At 69.9% G+C, this 17,725-nt stretch carries 18 protein-coding genes and 2 tRNA genes; 7 read left to right on the top strand and 13 right to left on the bottom strand.

Annotated features, from left to right (window positions below):
* The first annotated feature begins 204 nt into the window (after positions 1-204).
* Both V6M57_RS07505 and V6M57_RS07500 read left to right on the top strand, forming a co-directional pair.
* Positions 205-618, top strand: coding sequence for a c-type cytochrome (locus V6M57_RS07505; protein ID WP_332814366.1), 414 nt, complete (start codon positions 205-207; stop codon positions 616-618).
* 193 nt (positions 619-811) lie between these two features.
* A complete protein-coding gene (locus V6M57_RS07500; protein ID WP_332814365.1) occupies positions 812-1,147 on the top strand; it encodes a hypothetical protein in 336 nt (111 codons plus the stop codon).
* A 132-nt stretch (positions 1,148-1,279) separates the two neighbouring features.
* On the opposite strand, the gene V6M57_RS07495 is transcribed toward V6M57_RS07500, so the two are convergent.
* The 9 genes from V6M57_RS07495 to uvrC form a co-directional block, all read right to left on the bottom strand.
* Positions 1,280-1,355, bottom strand: a tRNA-His gene (locus V6M57_RS07495).
* 44 nt (positions 1,356-1,399) lie between these two features.
* On the bottom strand, positions 1,400-3,307 hold the full coding sequence (locus V6M57_RS07490) for a SurA N-terminal domain-containing protein (RefSeq protein ID WP_332814364.1): 1,908 nt from the start codon (positions 3,305-3,307) through the stop codon (positions 1,400-1,402).
* 71 nt (positions 3,308-3,378) lie between these two features.
* Positions 3,379-3,454 (bottom strand) — tRNA-Val (locus V6M57_RS07485).
* Positions 3,455-3,472: 18 nt separating this feature from the next.
* Positions 3,473-3,745, bottom strand: coding sequence for an HU family DNA-binding protein (locus V6M57_RS07480; protein ID WP_013901776.1), 273 nt, complete (start codon positions 3,743-3,745; stop codon positions 3,473-3,475).
* Between the two features lie 213 nt (positions 3,746-3,958).
* A complete protein-coding gene (locus V6M57_RS07475) occupies positions 3,959-5,044 on the bottom strand; it encodes a tartrate dehydrogenase (RefSeq protein WP_332814363.1) in 1,086 nt (361 codons plus the stop codon).
* On the bottom strand, positions 5,041-5,988 hold the full coding sequence (locus V6M57_RS07470) for a DMT family transporter (protein ID WP_332814362.1): 948 nt from the start codon (positions 5,986-5,988) through the stop codon (positions 5,041-5,043). Before V6M57_RS07470 ends, V6M57_RS07475 begins: the two co-directional genes overlap by 4 nt.
* A 5-nt stretch (positions 5,989-5,993) precedes the next feature.
* Positions 5,994-6,563, bottom strand: a complete 570-nt coding sequence (pgsA, locus tag V6M57_RS07465; protein WP_332814361.1) for a CDP-diacylglycerol--glycerol-3-phosphate 3-phosphatidyltransferase — start codon at positions 6,561-6,563, stop codon at positions 5,994-5,996.
* Positions 6,564-6,607: 44 nt separating this feature from the next.
* On the bottom strand, positions 6,608-7,096 hold the full coding sequence (locus tag V6M57_RS07460) for a hypothetical protein (protein ID WP_332814360.1): 489 nt from the start codon (positions 7,094-7,096) through the stop codon (positions 6,608-6,610).
* Positions 7,083-9,131 (bottom strand): excinuclease ABC subunit UvrC, encoded by a 2,049-nt coding sequence (gene uvrC, locus V6M57_RS07455; protein WP_332814359.1) that lies wholly within the window; start codon positions 9,129-9,131, stop codon positions 7,083-7,085. Before uvrC ends, V6M57_RS07460 begins: the two co-directional genes overlap by 14 nt.
* Positions 9,132-9,153: 22 nt before the next feature.
* Here uvrC and earP point away from each other — a divergent pair, with 22 nt between their 5' ends.
* The 4 genes from earP to V6M57_RS07435 all read left to right on the top strand — a co-directional run bounded on the left by earP (position 9,154) and on the right by V6M57_RS07435 (position 12,641).
* A complete protein-coding gene (gene earP / locus V6M57_RS07450; protein ID WP_332814358.1) occupies positions 9,154-10,200 on the top strand; it encodes an elongation factor P maturation arginine rhamnosyltransferase EarP in 1,047 nt (348 codons plus the stop codon).
* A 139-nt stretch (positions 10,201-10,339) separates the two neighbouring features.
* A complete protein-coding gene (efp, locus tag V6M57_RS07445; RefSeq protein ID WP_332814357.1) occupies positions 10,340-10,894 on the top strand; it encodes an elongation factor P in 555 nt (184 codons plus the stop codon).
* Positions 10,895-10,952: 58 nt separating this feature from the next.
* Entirely contained in the window at positions 10,953-11,753 is an 801-nt protein-coding gene (locus tag V6M57_RS07440) for a heme-dependent oxidative N-demethylase subunit alpha family protein (RefSeq protein ID WP_332814356.1), read from the top strand.
* Positions 11,754-12,641, top strand: coding sequence for an AEC family transporter (locus V6M57_RS07435; RefSeq protein ID WP_332814355.1), 888 nt, complete (start codon positions 11,754-11,756; stop codon positions 12,639-12,641). It begins immediately after the preceding gene.
* Here the strand turns inward: V6M57_RS07435 and V6M57_RS07430 are convergent.
* Positions 12,635-13,294, bottom strand: a complete 660-nt coding sequence (locus V6M57_RS07430) for a hypothetical protein (protein ID WP_332814354.1) — start codon at positions 13,292-13,294, stop codon at positions 12,635-12,637. The genes V6M57_RS07435 and V6M57_RS07430 overlap by 7 nt on opposite strands.
* 73 nt (positions 13,295-13,367) lie before the next feature.
* Here V6M57_RS07430 and V6M57_RS07425 point away from each other — a divergent pair, with 73 nt between their 5' ends.
* Positions 13,368-14,231 (top strand): TIGR00730 family Rossman fold protein, encoded by an 864-nt coding sequence (locus tag V6M57_RS07425; protein WP_332814353.1) that lies wholly within the window; start codon positions 13,368-13,370, stop codon positions 14,229-14,231.
* On the opposite strand, the gene V6M57_RS07420 is transcribed toward V6M57_RS07425, so the two are convergent.
* The 3 genes from V6M57_RS07420 to V6M57_RS07410 form a co-directional block, all read right to left on the bottom strand.
* Positions 14,219-15,325, bottom strand: a complete 1,107-nt coding sequence (locus tag V6M57_RS07420; RefSeq protein ID WP_442968794.1) for an MFS transporter — start codon at positions 15,323-15,325, stop codon at positions 14,219-14,221. The two genes, V6M57_RS07425 and V6M57_RS07420, sit on opposite strands and share 13 nt — an antisense overlap.
* Before the next feature lie 62 nt (positions 15,326-15,387).
* Entirely contained in the window at positions 15,388-16,716 is a 1,329-nt protein-coding gene (rmuC, locus tag V6M57_RS07415) for a DNA recombination protein RmuC (protein WP_442968793.1), read from the bottom strand.
* A gap of 26 nt (positions 16,717-16,742) precedes the next feature.
* A complete protein-coding gene (locus V6M57_RS07410; RefSeq protein ID WP_332814351.1) occupies positions 16,743-17,723 on the bottom strand; it encodes a 2-hydroxyacid dehydrogenase in 981 nt (326 codons plus the stop codon).
* Positions 17,724-17,725: the final 2 nt, after the last annotated feature.

Raw genomic sequence — 17,725 nt, 5'->3', positions numbered from 1 at the left:
GTGCGGCGCGGCTTCTGTAGAAATACCGGGGCCGGGCCCGTAGTTGCATGGTCGAGGCCCGAACCTGCGGGTGGGCTGGCGCTTGCGTGCAATCAAGCCGTCGCACCGACACGGGAATGGAATGGGCACTTTTCAACCGGGAAAGGTCCACCCATGAACTGCAGAGCCGCCCCCTTGATCGCAGGGCTCCTTGGGTCAGCCCTGATGGCTGGCGCAGCGGGCGCCCAGCCCTCCCCTGCGCAGACGAACGCCCAACCGCCGGGGCAGCAGCGCGTGATCGATGTCGGACGGCGGGAATTCGACGCCAACTGTGCAAGCTGCCACGGCCGCGACGGCAAGGGCAAGGGGCCGATGGCGGACCTGTTGCGGCGCAGCCCGCCCGATCTCACGCAACTGGCCAGGAGCAACGGAGGGATCCTGCCGATCAACCGCCTGTACGAATCGATCGAAGGAGGCAAGGTGGCCGCGCACGGCCCGCGCGACATGCCCATCTGGGGCATGGATTACCGCGTGCGCGATGCCGAGTACTACGGCGAGATGCCCTACGACGCGGAGGCGCTTGTCCGGGCGAGGATCCTGTCCCTCGTCGAATACATCAACCGGTTGCAGGCGCGCTGACCATGGAAGTCCCCTGCCCGTTGGTGCACCCGGCTTCGCGGCACGGGGTCGCCCGTCGCGACGTGCCTCCCGGCGGGCAGTGTTTTCGCTTGCGTGGAATCAAGTTGCGCACGCCACCGCCGTCGATAGTGATCCAGGGGATCGATTCTTTCGAACTCCTGCCATTCCATCCCAAGTCACCTGGAGAAACGACATGAACCACTCTGCGATCGCAATCGCCCTTTCCGGCCTGCTGCTGTCAACCGTCGCGTTCGCGCAATCGAGGGGCGAGGTGGACTACGACGAGCAATGCAGGAGAGCGGCGCCCCAGGGCACCCCTGCCGAACAGGCCGCCACCCGCCAGCGGTGCATCGAGGAGGCCCGCCAGGCCGCCAAGACGGGCAAGCCTGGGGAGCAGCCCCAGACTTCTGCCACGAGAGGTACCGCCTCCAAGGCCGAGCGGCAAGCAGCGCGCAAGGAACGCAGGGCCGCCGGCGCCGAAGTGGCGCGGCAGGCCAAGCAGGATCCCAAGCAGCCGGACCAGAAGTAGGCGCGGCGGCGCGGGTCGGGCCACGGCCCGCCGTCGGCCCGGGTCCCGGAGCCTGCCACCGGCAGGCAGCGCACCGGAGTCCCGCTGAACGACATCAGGCCCTCGCAAGGGCCTGATGTCTTCGGGTTTCGGTGGGGTGGCTGATGGGACTCGAACCCACGACGACCAGAATCACAATCTGGGACTCTACCAACTGAGCTACAGCCACCACGGAAAGACCGCGATTATAGCCGCGCGCGGCGGCGCAGCCCGTCAGCGCGCCGCCGTTTCCGCGCCCTCCGCGGCGGGCCGGGGCACCAGGATCTGCGCCTTGTAGCGGTCCTTGAGCAGCTCGTAATAGGCCAGCGCCTCGGCGCTGGTCCACATGCGCGTGTACAGCGCCTGCCGCTGCTGCGCCGCGGCCGCAGGCACTTCGCCGCGCGGCACGATGCGGTTGACCCTGACCAGGGCGTAGCCCTGCGCACCGAGGTCGGCGCCGACCAGCGACGGCAGCGCGCCGGGGTCGGCCTGCAGCGCCGCCTCGACCACCTGCTGCGGCTGGCGCGCCGGGTCCTCGCGCGAGACCACCAGCTTCTCCGAGAGCTTCGCGGTCGCGGGATCGGCCTTCCAGGCGGCCAGCTTCTCCTGGCCTTCCTTCTTCGCCATCTCGGCCGAGCGCGTTGCGATCACGCGCTTGCGCACCTCGTCCTGCACCTCCGCCAGCGGCCGGGTGCGGGCCGGGCTGTACTGCACGATGCGTGCCGATGCCAGCACGCCCGGGGCCACTTCCACCGCCTCGGTGTTGCGCTTCTTCTCGATGCTCTCGGGCGCGAACACGGCCTCCAGGAGCCGGGGGCTGGCCAGCACGCCGGTGGTGCCCGGCGCGGGTGTGCGCTGCACGGTGGCGGTCTTCACGTCCAGCTTGAAGCGATCGGCCACCGACTTGAAGCCGTCGGCCGCCTCGTAGACCGCGTTGGAGAAGCTGTCGGCGCTCTCGGCGAACTTGCGCTGCGCCTGCTGCTTGCGCATCTCGGCTTCCAGTTCCGGGCGCATCTGCTCGAAGGTGCGGCCCTTGACGTCGGTGAGCTTGATGATGTGGAAGCCGAACTCGGACTCCACCAGGTCGCTGACCTGCCCCTTCTTGAGCGCGAACGCCGCATCCTCGAAGGGCTTGGTCATGGCACCCCGCGCGAAGAAGTCGAGGTCGCCGCCGTTGGGCGCCGATCCGGGATCCTGCGAGTGCTTCTTCGCGACTTCGGCGAAGCTGTCGGGATCCTTCTTCACCTGCTCCAGCAATTGCTGCGCCTGCGCGCGGGCCTTGTCCTTCTGCTCGGCCGGTGCACCCTTGGGTACGGCGATCAGGATGTGGCTGGCACGGCGTTCCTCCAGCCGCGGCGCATTCTGCTCGTAGTAGGTGCGCAGGTCCTGCTCGTTGACCGGCATCTCCTTCATCAGCGCCTGCTGGTCCAGCACCACGTACTCGATGCCGGCCTGCTCGGGGGCCTGGAACTGCTGCGGGTGCTCCTTGTAGTACGCCTCGAGGTCGGCCTGGGCCGGGTTCACCTTGGCAACGTAGTCGGCCGGGTCGAAGCGGGCCACCTGGATTTCGCGCTGCTGGAAGAAGGCGTCGAGCGAGACGCCGGCCTGCGCCGGCGATGCCAGCCCGCTGGCCACCACCCCGGCCAGCACCTGCCGCTGCCCGATCTCCTGGCGCACGGACTCCTCGAACATCTGCGGCGACATGCCCTGCCGGCCGAGCAGTTCCTTGTAGGCCTGCATGTCCAGCTTGCCGTCGGGGCCGCGCAGCGAGGCGATCACCTCGTTGCCCTGCAGTTCGCGCGCGAGGCGCTGGTCGCTGGCCATGAGCCGGCCCTTGTGCGCGGCGGCGATCAGGACACGGTCGCGCACCATCTCTTCCAGGGTCGAGTAGCGTGTCTGCGGGCTGTCCAGCAGCTTGGCGTCGAGGTTGGGCATCTGCTGGCGCAGGCGGTCGCTGCGGGTGCGGTGCTCGTTGTCCCAGTCGGACTGCGAGATCTCGCGACCGTCCACCTTGGCCACCGTCGCGCCGCGTTCCTGGAAGTTGCTGTAGCCCTCCAGGCCGAACAGCACGAACGACGGCACGATCAGCAGGAACAGCACGACCTGCATGATCTTGGTGTGCTTGCGGACGAATTCAAACATGCGCGACTCTCGACAAATATGCGGGTGCCGGTGAAAAACAAAAGGCGAACATCCGTTCGCCTTCTCGTGGTTGGTGGGTGCTGACGGGATCGAACCGCCGACCTACGCCTTGTAAGGGCGCCGCTCTACCAGCTGAGCTAAGCACCCCACCTGCAGGCTGACCGGTCAGTTGAGCGCATCCTTGAGCGCCTTGCCGGGACGGAACTTGGGCACCTTGGCAGCCTTGATTTTAATCTGCGCGCCGGTGCGCGGATTGCGGCCGCTGCGGGCGGCGCGCTTGCCGACCGCAAAGGTGCCGAATCCCACCAGCGACACGGAGCCGCCCTTCTTCAGCGTCGTCTTGACGGCGCCGATCATCGATTCCAGCGCACGCGTGGCGGCCGCCTTGGAGATGTCGGCGTGTTTCGCGATGTGCTCGATCAGTTCGGTTTTGTTCACAGGTGCCCCTCTTGGAGAGTTGGTGTTGGACGGTGTCCCTCAAAAAATCATGTCTCCCGTCTCTCCTGCGGCTCGCCGTCGCGGGGCCGATGCCAGGAAGAGGGAGACTTCTGTCGCGGCCGTGGACCACTGGCGCCGATTAAAGCCACCGCACCCCACCCTGTCAATAAGGCGGGCAGCTTTACAACAGGCGGGGCGCGGCTTCCGGGGCGCTCAGAGGGCCGCGGCGATGGCCCGTCCGAGGTCGCCGGTGCCGGCGTTGCCGCCGATGTCCGGGGTGCGCGGCGCCCCCGACTTCGGGTCCAGCACCTGCTCGATCGCGCGCAGCACCGCATCGTGCGCATCCTTGTGCCCCAGGAACTCCAGCATCATCGCCCCGCACCAGATCTGGCCGATCGGGTTGGCGATGTTGCGCCCGGCGATGTCCGGGGCGGATCCGTGCACCGGCTCGAACAGCGAAGGAAAGCGCCGGTCCGGATTCAGGTTGGCCGAGGGCGCGATGCCGATGGTACCGGTGCAGGCGGGCCCCAGGTCGCTGAGGATGTCGCCGAACAGGTTGCTGGCCACCACCACGTCGAAGAAGTCCGGCCGCTGGACGAAGTGCGCGGTGAGGATGTCGATGTGGAACTTGTCCAGCTGCACCCCGGGGTAGGCCTTGGCCATCTCGGCGACGCGCTCGTCCCAGTACGGCATGGTGATCGCGATGCCGTTGGACTTGGTGGCGCTGGTCAGGTGCTTCTTCGGCCGCGACTGCGCCAGCTCGAAGGCGAACTTCAGCACCCGGTCGACACCCACTCGCGACATCACCGTCTCCTGCATGACGATTTCGCGCTCGGTGCCGGCATACATGCGGCCGCCGATGCTGGAGTACTCGCCCTCGGTGTTCTCGCGCACGATGTACATGTCGATCTCGCCGGGCTGGCGCGGGCTGCCGTCCCTGCGTACCACCGGGGCGGTGATGCCGGGCATCAGCCGGGCCGGCCGCAGGTTCACGTACTGGTCGAACTCGCGGCGGAACAGCAGCAGCGACTGCCACAGCGAAGTATGGTCGGGAATCTTCTGCGGCCAGCCGACGGCGCCGAAGAAGATGGCGTCGTGGCCGCCGATGCGGTCCTTCCAGTCGTCCGGCAGGTACTGGCCGTGCTTCTCGCAGTAGTCCCAGCAGGAGAAGTCGAAATGGTCGAACTGCAGGTCGATGCCGAACTTGCCGGCGGCCGCCTCCAGCACGCGCACGCCCTCGGGCATGACTTCCTTGCCGATGCCGTCGCCGGCGATGACGGCGATCCTCTTCTTGCTCATGGTTGCTCCAGGTTCGATGGTCGTTGCCGGGCGGCCGCCGGCAGCGGTGCGGGCGAGCGCACCACCAGGCTCACCCCCACGGCGGTGAGCGCGACGCCCGTGATGATCACGGCGGTGATCGGTTCGCCGAACAGCACCCACGCCATCAGCGCGGTGGTCGGCGGCACCAGGTACATCAGGCTGCTGACGGTGGTGGCGGCGCCGCGCTGGATCAGCAGGTACAGCAGCGAACTGCCGCCCAGCGTCAGGCCCAGCACCGACCAGGCCATCGCGCCGGCGAGCTCCGCATTGAGCCCGCCCTGCGCAGTGGTCCACCGCATGGCTTCGGCTTCCAGCAGCGCGAACGGCAGCGTGACGACCAGGGCGGCGGCCAGTTGCACCAGGTTGGCCGTGCGCACGTCGCAGGGCTGCACGAAGCGCTTCTGGTACAGCGTCCCTATGGTGATGGACAGCAGCGCGATGAGGGCGTACAGCAGGTTGCGCGCGTGCACCTCGCCGATGCCCAGCTTCTCCCACACCACCAGCACCAGTCCGGCCAGCCCGAGCGCCAGGCCCATCCATTGCCGCCGTCCGACCTCGCCCCCGCGGCCCGACACCCAGAAGGCGGTCAGCACCGGCTGCAGGCTGACCAGCAAGGCGGACACGCCCGCGCCCATGCCGTCCTTGACGGCGGCCCACACGCCGCCCAGGTAGCCGGCGTGCATGAAGATGCCGGCCACCGCCAGGTGCATCGCCTGCGAGCGGTTCCTCGGCCAGGCCGCTCCGGCGGCGACCGCCCAGGCGACGAAGCACGCCACCGAGAGCGTGTAGCGCACGGCCAGGAATTTCAGCGGCGGCGCGTGCGGCATGCCGTAGCGCGCCACGATGAAGCCCGTGCTCCAGATCAGCACGAACACCGCGGGCATGGCCCGCAGCAGCAGGTCCTGCCGGTCCTTGTCGTTCATGGGGATTACTTCACTCGCTGGCGGATTTCCGGCAGCGCCTTGCGCAGGTAGTAGACCATCGACCAGACCGTGAGGATGGCGGCGGCCCAGATCAGCCAGTGGCCCCACACGCCGGTGTCGATCGTGCCGAACAGGTGCCCGTCGTACAGCAGGAAGGGAATGGCGACCATCTGCACGGTGGTCTTGACCTTGCCGAGCATGTGCACCGCCACGCTGCGCGAGGCGCCGATCTGCGCCATCCACTCGCGCAACGCCGAGATCGCGATCTCGCGCCCGATGATGATCAGCGCGACGAACACGTCGGCGCGGCCCAGGTGCACCAGCACCAGCAGCGATGCGCACACCAGGAACTTGTCGGCCACCGGATCGAGGAACGCGCCGAAGGCCGAGGTCTGCTTCAGGCGCCGCGCCAGGAAGCCGTCCAGCCAGTCGGTCAGGGCGAACACGATGAACATCGCGGTGGCCACCAGGTTCTGCACCGGCTCGGGCGGCATCTGCAGGTAGAAGACCCCCACGATCAGCGGGATGGCGACGATGCGCGTCCAGGTCAGGATCGTGGGTACCGTGAAGAACATGGGCGCGATTCTGTCATGGCGCCCCGGCGCGCCCCCGCGAAAGCTCAGTGCGCCTCGACGAGCGTGCGCAGCTGGAACTTCAGGTCGTCGTTGTAGAGGAAGGTTTCGCTGAATTGCCAGGGCCGCGGCAGATGGCCGACCGGCTCGAAGGGCGCCGCACGGCGGATCGCGCGGATGGCCATGTCCACCGTCTGCGGCGACTGGCGCGGCACCCTCAGGACGGTGACGTTGCGCAGCGAGCCGTCGCGGTTCAACTGGATCTGCAGCACCGGGATGGACTGCAGCGGATCCGGCAGGACGCCTTCGAAGGTCTCCCCGGGGCTGGCCTCCATGATGCGCTGCGCCACGCGCAGCTTGTACTCGTCCCACGACCGGGCCGGACCGGCATGGCTGCGCGATGGCCGCGCACCGGCCACCACGGCCGGCTGCGCGCCGGGCGTGCCCACGGTGGCGGGAATCGGAGCGGGACCCGGCGCGGTGCAGGCAGCCAGCAGCGCGGCGGAAGCGGTGGCGGGAAGCCTAGTGAAGCGCACGGTAGATCTCCTCGGCCAGTTCGCGCCCGATGCCTTCGACGGCGGCGATGTCGTCGACACCGGCCGATGCCACGCCCCGGATGCCGCCGAATCGTTGCAGCAGTCGGGCACGCTTCCTGGCGCCTATGCCGGGGATCTCCTCCAGCCGGCTGCCGCCGACCCGCACCTTAGCGCGTCGGGCGCGCATGCCGGTGATGGCGAATCGGTGTGCCTCGTCGCGGATCTGGGCCACCAGCATCAGAGCCGCCGAGTCCTTGCCCAGCCAGACCTTCGCGCGGCCATCGGCGAACACCAGTTCCTCCAGGCCGACACGGCGGCCCTCGCCTTTTTCCACCCCGACGATGACCGACAGGTCCAGCCCCAGTTCCGCGAACACCTCGCGCGCCATGCTGACCTGGCCGCGACCGCCGTCGACCAGCACCAGGTCGGGCAGGCGGGTGGCGCCGCCGCGCGAGGTCCTTGGGGCACGCTTGCCTGCGTCCGCGGGCGCCGGGTCGTCCAGCCCGGCCGGCGGATCGAGCGGCTCTCCCAGGGCGGGCGGCGCCGCCTCCGGCGGATCGCGCCCGGCCTGCGCCAGCCGCGCGTAGCGGCGCGTGAGCACCTGCCGCATCGCGGCGTAGTCGTCGCCCGGCGTGATGCCCTCGATGTTGTAGCGGCGGTACTCGCTGTTCTGCATGCGGTGGTCGTGGAACACCACGCAGGAGGCCTGCGTGGCCTCGCCTGCAGTGTGCGAAATGTCGAAGCACTCCACCCGGAACGAGTCCAGGTCGTCGGGTTCCAGCTGCAGTGCGTCCACCAGCGCGCGGGTGCGGGCCTGCTGAGAACCCTCCTGCGCCAGCAGCCGCGCCAGCTGGATGCCGGCGTTCTTTTCGGCCATCTCCAGCCACAGGCGGCGCTGCTCGCGCGGGTGGTGCACGGCGGTGATCTTCACGCCCGACTGCTCCGACAGGGCCTCGACCAGCTCCCGGCCGACCGGGACGCTGGTGATCAGTGCCGGCGGCACCGGCACGCCGATGTAGTGCTGCGCGATGAAGGCCTCCAGCACCTGCACCTCCACCGGCTGGGCCGGCGCCGCATCCTGCGCATCGTCGAAGCCCTGCACCGCCGTGGCGTCCTCGACCTGGGACGGAAAGTAGGGCCGGTCGCCCAGGTGGCGGCCGCCGCGCACCATGGCCAAATTCACGCAGGCCTTGCCGCCCTGCACCTTCACGGCCAGGATGTCGGCGTCCTTGTCCGAGCCGGTGTCCACCGACTGCTGGTGCAGCACCTTGGACAGGGCCGTCATCTGGTTGCGCAGCTCGGCGGCCTGCTCGAACTCCAGCTTCTCGGCATGCTGCAGCATGCGGGCTTCCAGCTGCGACAGCACGGCCTGGGTCTCGCCGCGCAGGAAGGCCTCGGCATTGCGCACGTCCTGCTGGTAGGCCTCGGGGGTGATCAGCCCCACGCAGGGCGCCGAGCAGCGCTTGATCTGGTAGAGCAGGCAGGGCCGGGTGCGGTTGGCGAACACCGTGTCCTCGCAGGTGCGCAGCCGGAACACCTTCTGCAGCAGCTGGATCGACTCCTTCACCGCCCACGCGCTCGGGTAGGGCCCGAAGTAGCGGTGCTTGCGATCGACCGAGCCGCGGTAGTAGGCCACCCGCGGAAAGTCATCGGGACTGGGGTGACCGCCCTTGCCGCCGTCGAATTCCGCCTTGTCCGCGATGCCGTCGATCTTCAGGTAGGGATAGCTCTTGTCGTCCCGGAACAGGATGTTGTACTTCGGGTTGAGCGCCTTGATCAGGTTGTTCTCGAGCAGCAGCGCCTCGGCCTCGGAGCGCACCACGGTGGTCTCCATGCGCACGATCTTCGAGACCATGTGGCCGATGCGCGTGCCGCCGTGGTTCTTCTGGAAGTAGCTCGAGACGCGCTTCTTCAGGTTGCGCGCCTTGCCGACGTAGAGCACGCCGCCGGCGGCGTCGAAGTAGCGGTACACGCCGGGCAGCTGCGGCAGCGCGGCCACTTCGGCCAGCAGTTGGTCGGAATGCACGGCGGACATCGATGCTTATTATCCGGGCAGCATGCGCTGGGACATCTTCTGCAAGGTCATCGACAACCACGGCGACATCGGCGTGTGCTGGCGGGTGGCCGCCGACCTGGCGCAGCGCGGCGAGCGGGTGCGGCTGTGGGTGGACGACGCGGGCGCGCTGGCCTGGATGGCGCCGGCCGGCCACCCGGGCGTGACGGTGCTGCCCTGGCCGGACAGCGGCACCGCGCAGCCCGGCGACGTCGTGGTCGAGGCCTTCGCCTGCGAGCCGGAACCGGCCTTCGTGGCCGCCATCGCCGAACGCACGCGGGCAACGGGCCGGCAGCCGGCCTGGATCAACCTCGAATACCTGTCGGCCGAAGCCTGGGTCGAGCGCTGCCACGGCCTGCCCTCGCCGGTGCTCGGCGGGCCGGGCAAGGGCCTGACCAAGCGCTTCTTCCACCCGGGCTTCACGGCGGCCACCGGAGGGCTGGTCCGCGAGCCCGGCCTGCTGCAGAGGCAGGCCGCCTTCGACCGCGCCGCCTGGCTTGGCGCACGCGGGATCGACTGGAGCGGCGAGCGCCTCGTCAGCCTGTTCTGCTACGAGCCGCCCGGATTGCCGGCGCTCCTCGACCAGCTGGCCGGTGCTGCATCGCCCACGCGCCTGCTGGTCACGGCGGGCCGGGCCGAAGCCGCCGTGCGGCAGTGGCTTGCCGGGCGGGCGGACACCGGCCCGCTGCGGGTGCACTGGTTGCCGCTGATGCCCCAGCCGCAGTTCGACGAACTGCTGTGGGCCTGCGACCTCAACCTGGTGCGCGGCGAGGATTCGCTGGCGCGCGCGCTGTGGGCCGGCCAGCCGCTGGTGTGGAACATCTATCCGCAGCACGACGACGTCCATTTCGCCAAGCTGGAGGCCTTCCTCGACTGGCTGGGGGCACCGGACAGCCTGCGAGCCTTCCACTCGGGCTGGAACCGCCCCGGCTGGCCCTTGCCCGCCATCGACACCGGTGGCTGGCGGGCTTGCGTGGAGCAGGCCCGGCACCGCCTGCTCGCCCGGCCCGACCTCGTCAGCGAGCTGATGCGCTTCGCCGCGCCGCAATAGGCGGCCGGCCGGCCAAAACCAAGTAAAATCCCAAGGCTTTGCGCGAGCGGCCTGCCTGGCTGGCGCCTCGCGCCCACCGCCGCCCCCTCGCGCCCGCCACGCGGGCGCGCCCCGCGGCCTATTTCGCCACCCGAACCCCATGAAAATCGCTCAAGAAATCCGCGCCGGCAACGTGATCATGCAGAACGCCGCGCCCTGGGTCGTGCTCAAGACCGAATACGCGCGCGGCGGCCGCAACGCCGCCACCGTGCGCATGAAGCTCAAGAGCCTGCTGTCCAACCAGGGCACGGAAGTCGTCTTCAAGGCCGACGACAAGATGGACCAGATCGTGCTGGACAAGAAGGACTGCACCTACTCCTACTTCGCCGACCCGATGTACGTCTGGATGGACGGCGAGTACAACCAGTACGAGGTCGAGGCCGAGAACATGGGCGACGCGCTCAACTACCTCGAGGACGGCATGACCGCCGAAGTGGTGTTCTACGAAGGCAAGGCGATTTCGGTGGAGCTGCCCACCAGCGTCGAGCGCGAGATCACCTGGACCGAGCCGGCCGTCAAGGGCGACACCTCGGGCAAGGTGCTCAAGCCGGCCAAGATCGCCACCGGCTTCGAGATCGGCGTGCCGATCTTCGTGGCCCAGGGCGACAAGGTCGAGATCGACACGCGCACCGGCGAGTACCGCCGTCGCGTCTGATCGCGGCGCACCCTGGATGGAGGCTCCGGAAGGAGCCTTTTTCGTTTCTCCCGCCGCCATGGACTTCGACTTCGACCGGATCGCCGCGCCCTTCCGCATGCAGCCGGGGCTGCGCCGGCTCGGGCCCGCCGCACGCCACCTGACGGCGCTGGCGCCGGGGTCGGCGCTGTTCGAGGAAAAGCGCCGCGTGCACGAGGCCGGCGCTTCGCGGCACGTCGCCGCGGGCTTCGACCCCGCACCCGCCCTGGCTGCGATCGCACGGCAGGCTGCCGTGGAAGGCCACCCCGCCTTCGACGCGGAGCGCCTCGAGCTCGCGTTCGAGGAAGACTTCGCCGTGCTCGATGGCGCCGATGGCACGCTGCCGTGGCTGTGCGTCTGCGTGCCCTCGCGCTGGGCGCCGGAGGACAAGCTCGGCCTCGGCTTTGCCGAAGTGCACGCGCCCGTGGCCGACAACGCCGCCCTGCTGGGCGCAGGACCGCGGCTGGTGGGCCTTGCCACCTCCGGCGAGCGCTGGGAGCGATTCGTCTGGACCGTGAGCCCTTCTGCGCGCTTCGACCAGCATCCGCATCGGCAGCCACGCGCGCCCTGGCCGGCCGATGGCGACGACGAGGCCTTCGCCCGCGCCTGCTGGCTGCGGGCCGAGCGGCAGACCTTCTTTCCCGTCGGCCAGGGCTCCCGCCAGGCGGTGTTCACGATCCGCGTGATGGTGCAGCCGCTGGCACAGGCCGTCGACAGCATCCCCAAGGCCCTGCGGCTGCACGCCGCACTGGCGTCCATGAGCGCCGCCGTGCTGGCCTACAAGGGCCTGGCCCAGGCCCGCGAGCCGCTGCTGCGCTGGCTCGCGCGGAAGACCGCCTGAATGGAGTTGCTGCTGCGCATTGCGCAGGTGATCGTCCCGGTGTTCCTGATCGTCGCGATCGGCTTCGGCTACGCACGCCGCCGGCAACCGGACCTGCGCTCGTTCAACCGCATCGTGCTGGACGTGATGACGCCGCTGCTCGTCTACACCGCGCTCGCGGGAAAGGATTTCCGGCTGCAGGAGCACGAGCGCCTGCTGGCCGCCGGCGCGCTGCTGATCCTCGCTTGCGGCGTGCTCGCCTGGGCGCTCGCCCGGGCCACCGGCACCCAGGCCCGCAGCCTGGTGCCGGTGGTCATGTTCAACAACTGCGGCAACATGGGCCTGCCGCTGGCGCTGCTGGCCTTCGGGCCGGAGCACTTCGGCGCCGCCGTGGCGCTGTTCTCGATCAGCAACGTGCTGCACTTCTCGCTGGGTGCGCGCATCACCAGCGCCAGCGCCAGCACGCGCGACCTGCTGCTGTCGCCGCTGATGGTTTCGGCGGCCCTCGGCTTCGCCAGCGCCGCCAGCGGCATCCGCCCGCCCGACATGCTGATGACCGGCATGCGGCTGATGGGCGAGGCCACGCTTCCGCTCATGCTGTTCGCGCTGGGGGTGCGCCTGACGGCGCTGCAGCCGCAGGACGTCCCGCGCGGACTGCTGGGCGCCTTCGCGCGTCCGCTGGTCGGGCTCCTGCTGGCCGTGCCGCTGGCCTGGGCGCTGGATCTCACCGGCCCGGCGCGCGCACAGCTGATCCTTTTCGGCGCGCTGCCGCCGGCCGTGATGCAGTTCCTGCTGGCGGAGCGTTACGCCCAGGAGCCGGAGCGCGTCGCCGCGATGATCCTGCTGGGCAATGCGCTGGCCGTGGTGTTCGTTCCGCTGGGGCTGGCCCTCGCCCTGCCGGGTCAGTAGCGCAGGCGGCCCAGCACCACGAGCACCACCAGGATCACCAGCGCGATGCCGGCCACCGCGGCCCACAGCAGGTGCGCGTGCACGCCGCGCCCGCCCGGGGTGGGCTCGTCCGCGGGCCAGGGGCGTGCATCGGGCAACCATCCCAGGAACTCGGCGGCGGCGGATGGCGTGAGCAGATCCAGGCGGATGCGCTGCGCACGGCCGCCGCGCGCCTTCAGCTTCAGGCCGATCTCCACTTCACTGCCGCAGGCCCGCGCGTGCACGATGTCCTGCAGCGGCAGCTTGACGCGATCTTCCTTCCAGCCCAGGCCCCGCCGGAAGCGGCCGGCGATCCTCAGCACCTTCGACTGGACGCGCGCTTCGATCTCGCCCCGGAAGGCCGGAATGGCGATGCCGCGGCCCTGCACGGCGACCAGGCTGGCGGGGTAGGTGGCCTGCACCACCGGGAAAGTGCTGGTGCGGCTGGGCGCATAGTCGCGGTGGGCCCGCGGACGGCCGATCAGGTCGGCCACCGTGAGCTGCTGGCCTGCGGTGTCGAGCAGCACCTGTTCGCTCGGCAGCGTCTTGCGGATGCGCATGCCGACGATCGTGCGGCGGTCGTAAGGACCCACCTTGCGGCCTTCCAGCACCACGTGGAAAAGCGGCTCCTCCACGGTTGTCCCCAGTGTTGTTCTCGGCGCGAGAGGATAACCCCATGCCATCGGGGTTTGCCGCGAAAATCGGTCGATGTCTTCCACCCGCAACATCCGCGACGGCCGGCTGGCCGACGCCTGGGCCACGATCAAGGCGCACTCCGACGAGGGCCTGCCGCTCGAGCCGGCGGCCAGCCGGCTGGCCTTCGCCGATCCGGAGTTCCTGCTGCGCCGCGAGACCCGCGGCATCCGCTTCCAGCTGGAGTTGCTCAAGCCCGACCTCGAGCAGCAGGCGCACGGCGTCGAGAACACCATCGTCGTGTTCGGCAGCGCACGATTCCGCAGCGAAGAGGAAGCGGCGGCCCTGCTGGCCGCGGCCGAGGCCGGCGAAGACGAGGCGGTGATCCGCCGCGCGCGGGCGCTGGCGCGCAACGCCAGGTACTACGAGAAGGCGCGTGCGTTCGGCAAGCTCGTGGCGCAGTACAGCGCCGCGCGCGAGCCGAAGGACCGGCTCTTCATCTGCACCGGCGGCGGGCCCGGCATCATGCAGGCCGCCAATCGCGGCGCCTGGGAAGCGGGCAGCAGCAGCGTCGGCCTGTCGATCGCGCTGCCGATGGAGGAGGCCCCGAATCCATTCGTCACGCCCGACCTGTCGTTCAAGTTCCACTACTTCGCCCTGCGCAAGATGCACTTCATGATGCGCGCCAAGGCGCTGGTGGCGTTTCCGGGCGGCTTCGGGACGCTGGACGAACTGTTCGAGGTGATCACCCTGGTGCAGACGCGCAAGTCGCGCCAGGTGCCCATCGTGCTGTTCGGGTCGGACTACTGGAAGCGGCTGGTCGACTTCGGCGTGCTGGTCGAGGAAGGGGTGATCTCGCCGGCCGACCTGCAGCTGTTCCAGTACGCCGATGAACCCGAGGCGGCCTGGGACATCATCAAGGGCTTCTACCGCCTGTGACCTCCGGGATGGCTGCGGCCCAGCCGCAGCGACAGCCGCGTGCCGGTCGCCACGATGCCGGCCACCACCCAGAACACCCCCGAAATACCGATCACGGCACCGGCGGCGCCGAACAGGAGCGGCATGCTGACGCTGGAGGCGTTGATCGCCATCAGCCGCAGCCCCACCGCCTGCCCATGCCGGTGCTCGGGCGTGATCTGGTGCAGCATGCTCATGATCATGGGCTGCACGGTGCCCAGCGCCACTCCCAGCATCACCGAGCACAGCCCCATCGACAGCGGCGAGGGCAGCAGCGGATAGACCGTGAACAGCGCCGCGGTGGCAGCCATGGCCGCGGTGATGACCGCCCACTCCTTCAGGTAGGCGGCCACTGCCGGCATCACCACGCGCACCGCGGCGGCGGCAATGGCGAAAGCGCCCAGCAGCGTTCCGATCACGGAGGCCGACAGGCCCCGCTGGTAGCCCAGCACCGGCACCACGAAGGTGTGCACGTCCCAGCACGAGGACAGCAGCCAGTTCACCAGCAGCAGGCGCCGGAAGCCGGGTTCGCGCAGCAGGTCCCAGGCCGTGCCCGCGCGTTCGCCGGCCGGCGCCTGCACCGGCGGCAGCTCGCGCGCGCGGCGCACCCAGAACCACCCGATCACCGGCAGCACCGCCAGCAGCAGGAAGGCCAGCCGGAAGCCGCCATGGTCGATCGCCAGCCCGGCGGCGAACGGCCCGAGGAAGTTGGAGAAAGCCGGCCCGATCGCCAGCCAGGAGAACACCTGGCGCAGCTGGGTCGCGTCGGCGGCCGCGCGGCCGACATGGCGCTGCAGTGCGATGGACGCGGCGCCGGCAGCGCCGCCCGTCAGCAGCGCGGAGAGGCAGAGCACCGGGAACAGCGGAAAGGCCACGGCCAGGCTGCCGCCGAGGGACGCGGCGAGCACGGACCAGGCGAACGGCCGCCGCAGCCCGTGCCGGTCCGCGTAGCGCCCGGCCGGCAGGGCCAGGAACACCTGCATCAGCGCGAACAGGGCCAGCAGCACGCCGACGGCCGCTTCGCTGTAGCCCGAGCGCAGCGCCATCAGCGGCGCCGCCATTCGCATGCCCGCCATGCAGGCGTGCAGGAACACCTGGCCGGTGATCAGCCGCAGCAGCTCGGGACTGAGGCCGCCGCTCACGCTGCTTCGCTGCCCTGCCCCGCAGGCGGCGGCAGCACGGCCTGGACCTGCTCTTCGGGCAGGGCCTCCACCGTCTTGAGCGCCCGGCGCATCTGGCGGGTGCGCACCTGGGCGTCGTCCAGTGTCTCGGCAGCCTTGCGCACCTGCTCGCGGATGCGGTCGACCCAGGTGCCGTAGCGCTCGAACTCGGTCTTGACCGCGCCCAGCACCTTCCAGACTTCGGAAGCCTGCCGCTCCAGCGCCAGCGTGCGGAACCCCATGTGCAGGCTGTTGAGCAGCGCCAGCAGCGTGGTCGGGCCGGCCAGCGTGACGCGGTAGTCGCGCTGCAGCTGGTCCATCAGGCCGGGCCGGCGCAGCACCTCGGCATACAGGCTTTCCACCGGCAGGAACAGGATGGCGAAATCGGTGGTGTGCGGCGGGCACAGGTAGCACTCGCAGATCGACCGGGCCTCCTGGCGGATGCGCAGCTCCAGCGCGCGGCCGGCACTGTCGACGCCGGCCGCATCGGCACGGTCGGCCGCTTCCAGCAGCCGCTCGTAGTCCTCGCGCGGGAACTTGGCATCGATCGGGAGCCAGACCGGCACGCCCTCGCCGACCCGGCCGGGGAGCCTGACGGCGAAATCGACGCGCTGCCGGCTGTGGGGCCGGGTCTCGACCTGGCGCGCGTACTGCTCGGGCGTCAGCACCTGCTCCAGCAATGCCTCCAGCTGCACTTCGCCGAACACGCCGCGCGCCTTCACGTTGGCCAGCACGCGCTGCAGGTCGCCCACGCCTTGCGCCAGCGACTGCATCTCGCCCAGGCCCTTGTGCACCTGCTCGAGCCGCTCGGCGACCTGGCGGAAGCTCTCGCCCAGCCGCGCCTCCAGGGTGGCCTGCAGTTTCTCGTCCACCGTGCGCCGCATCTCGTCCAGCCGGGCGGCGTTGGTCTGCTGCAGGATCGCCAGTTGCTCCTCCAGGGTGCCACGCACTTCGGCCAGCCGGCGGGCGTTGGATTCGCTCAGGCCCTGCAGCTGGGTGCCCAGCGTGTCCGCCAGCGTCTTCTGCAGCAGGGTAAGCTGCTGCGCAAAGGCATCGATCTGGCTGTTCTGGGTGCGGGTGGCCTGCGAGGCCTGCTCCAGCAGCGCGCGCTGGAACGTGGCCAGCGTCTGCGTCGTTTCCTGGCGCACGCCGCGGGTCGACTCGCTGATTTCGCGGCGCAGCTCGCGCTCGAGTCGCTCGCCGGCCGCCAGCAGTTCCGTGCGCAGGCCGTCGGTGGGCGGCTTGCGCGCCAGCAGCACGGCCAGCAGCACCAGCGCCAGCAGGCCCGCCGTGGCGGCCAGGGCCACGCCGGCCAGCAGCCAGGCCGGGTCGCTCAGGCGAGCACCTCGGGGTTGAGCGGCGTCACCGGCTTGCCGTGCAGCAGGTAGCCGATCAGGTTGTCGGCCGCCAGGTTGGCCATGGCCATGCGGGTGGGAATGGTGGCGCTGGCGATGTGCGGCGTCAGCACCACGTTGGGCACGGAGAGCAGGTCGGGGTGGACCCGGGGCTCGCCCTCGAACACGTCGAGCCCGGCCGCCGCGATCCGGTGCTCGCGCAGGGCCTGGGCCAGTGCCGCGTCGTCGACGATGCCGCCGCGCGCGATGTTGACCAGCGTGGCCGTGGGCTTCATCTGCGCCAGCTCGGCAGCCCCGATCGCATGGTGCGATTCGGCCGTGTACGGCAGCACCAGCACGAGGTGGTCGGCCTCGCGCAGCAATTCGTCCTTGCCGACGTAGCGTGCCTTGCACTGGGCCTCGATCTCCGGGGCCAGGCGCGAGCGGTTGTGGTAGATCACGCTCATGCCGAAACCATGGGCGCCGCGCCGGGCGATGCCCTGGCCGATGCGGCCCATGCCCAGGATGCCCAGGGTGCTGCCGTGCACCTCCGCGCCCGCGAACAGGTCATAGGACCACTTCTTCCACTGGCCGGCGCGCAGGTAATGCTCGCTCTCGGTCATGCGGCGGGCGGTGGCCATCAGCAGCGCGAAGCCGAAGTCGGCCGTGGTCTCGGTCAGCACGTCGGGCGCGTTGGTGCCCAGCACTTTCGCCGCCGTCATCGCCGCCAGGTCGAAATTGTTGTATCCCACGGCCATGTTGGCGCAGATCCTCAGCCGCGGGCAGGCCGCCAGCAGCGCCGCGTCGATGCGCTCGCCGCCCGTGGTGAAGACGCCGGCCTTGCCCTGCAGGCGCTCGATCAGCTGCTCGCGGCCCCAGGCCGCATCGGCCTGGTTGTGCTCGACCTCGAAGTGCTGCTGCAGCTTCTCGATGACCTGGGGAAAGACGGGGCGTGCGACGAGGACGGCGGGTTTGCTCATGG

It is taken from the genome of Ramlibacter sp., from assembly GCF_036676645.1.
Lineage (GTDB): Bacteria > Pseudomonadota > Gammaproteobacteria > Burkholderiales > Burkholderiaceae_C > Ramlibacter.
The sequence above is the reverse complement of the archived record's forward strand: the minus strand, read 5'-3'. Positions and strand labels throughout refer to the sequence as shown.

Excerpts from the sequence above, each read along its gene's own strand:
- V6M57_RS07505 (WP_332814366.1), top strand. The coding sequence starts at position 205 with ATGGCTGGCGCAGCGGGCGCCCAGCCCTCCCCTGCGCAGACGAACGCC.
- V6M57_RS07500 (WP_332814365.1), top strand. The coding sequence starts at position 812 with ATGAACCACTCTGCGATCGCAATCGCCCTTTCCGGCCTGCTGCTGTCA.
- V6M57_RS07490 (WP_332814364.1), bottom strand. The coding sequence starts at position 3,307 with ATGTTTGAATTCGTCCGCAAGCACACCAAGATCATGCAGGTCGTGCTG.
- V6M57_RS07475 (WP_332814363.1), bottom strand. The coding sequence starts at position 5,044 with ATGAGCAAGAAGAGGATCGCCGTCATCGCCGGCGACGGCATCGGCAAG.
- V6M57_RS07470 (WP_332814362.1), bottom strand. The coding sequence starts at position 5,988 with ATGAACGACAAGGACCGGCAGGACCTGCTGCTGCGGGCCATGCCCGCG.
- pgsA (WP_332814361.1), bottom strand. The coding sequence starts at position 6,563 with ATGTTCTTCACGGTACCCACGATCCTGACCTGGACGCGCATCGTCGCC.
- uvrC (WP_332814359.1), bottom strand. The coding sequence starts at position 9,131 with ATGTCCGCCGTGCATTCCGACCAACTGCTGGCCGAAGTGGCCGCGCTG.
- earP (WP_332814358.1), top strand. The coding sequence starts at position 9,154 with ATGCGCTGGGACATCTTCTGCAAGGTCATCGACAACCACGGCGACATC.
- efp (WP_332814357.1), top strand. The coding sequence starts at position 10,340 with ATGAAAATCGCTCAAGAAATCCGCGCCGGCAACGTGATCATGCAGAAC.
- V6M57_RS07440 (WP_332814356.1), top strand. The coding sequence starts at position 10,953 with ATGGACTTCGACTTCGACCGGATCGCCGCGCCCTTCCGCATGCAGCCG.
- V6M57_RS07435 (WP_332814355.1), top strand. The coding sequence starts at position 11,754 with ATGGAGTTGCTGCTGCGCATTGCGCAGGTGATCGTCCCGGTGTTCCTG.
- V6M57_RS07425 (WP_332814353.1), top strand. The coding sequence starts at position 13,368 with ATGTCTTCCACCCGCAACATCCGCGACGGCCGGCTGGCCGACGCCTGG.
- V6M57_RS07420 (WP_442968794.1), bottom strand. The coding sequence starts at position 15,325 with ATGGCGGGCATGCGAATGGCGGCGCCGCTGATGGCGCTGCGCTCGGGC.
- V6M57_RS07410 (WP_332814351.1), bottom strand. The coding sequence starts at position 17,723 with ATGAGCAAACCCGCCGTCCTCGTCGCACGCCCCGTCTTTCCCCAGGTC.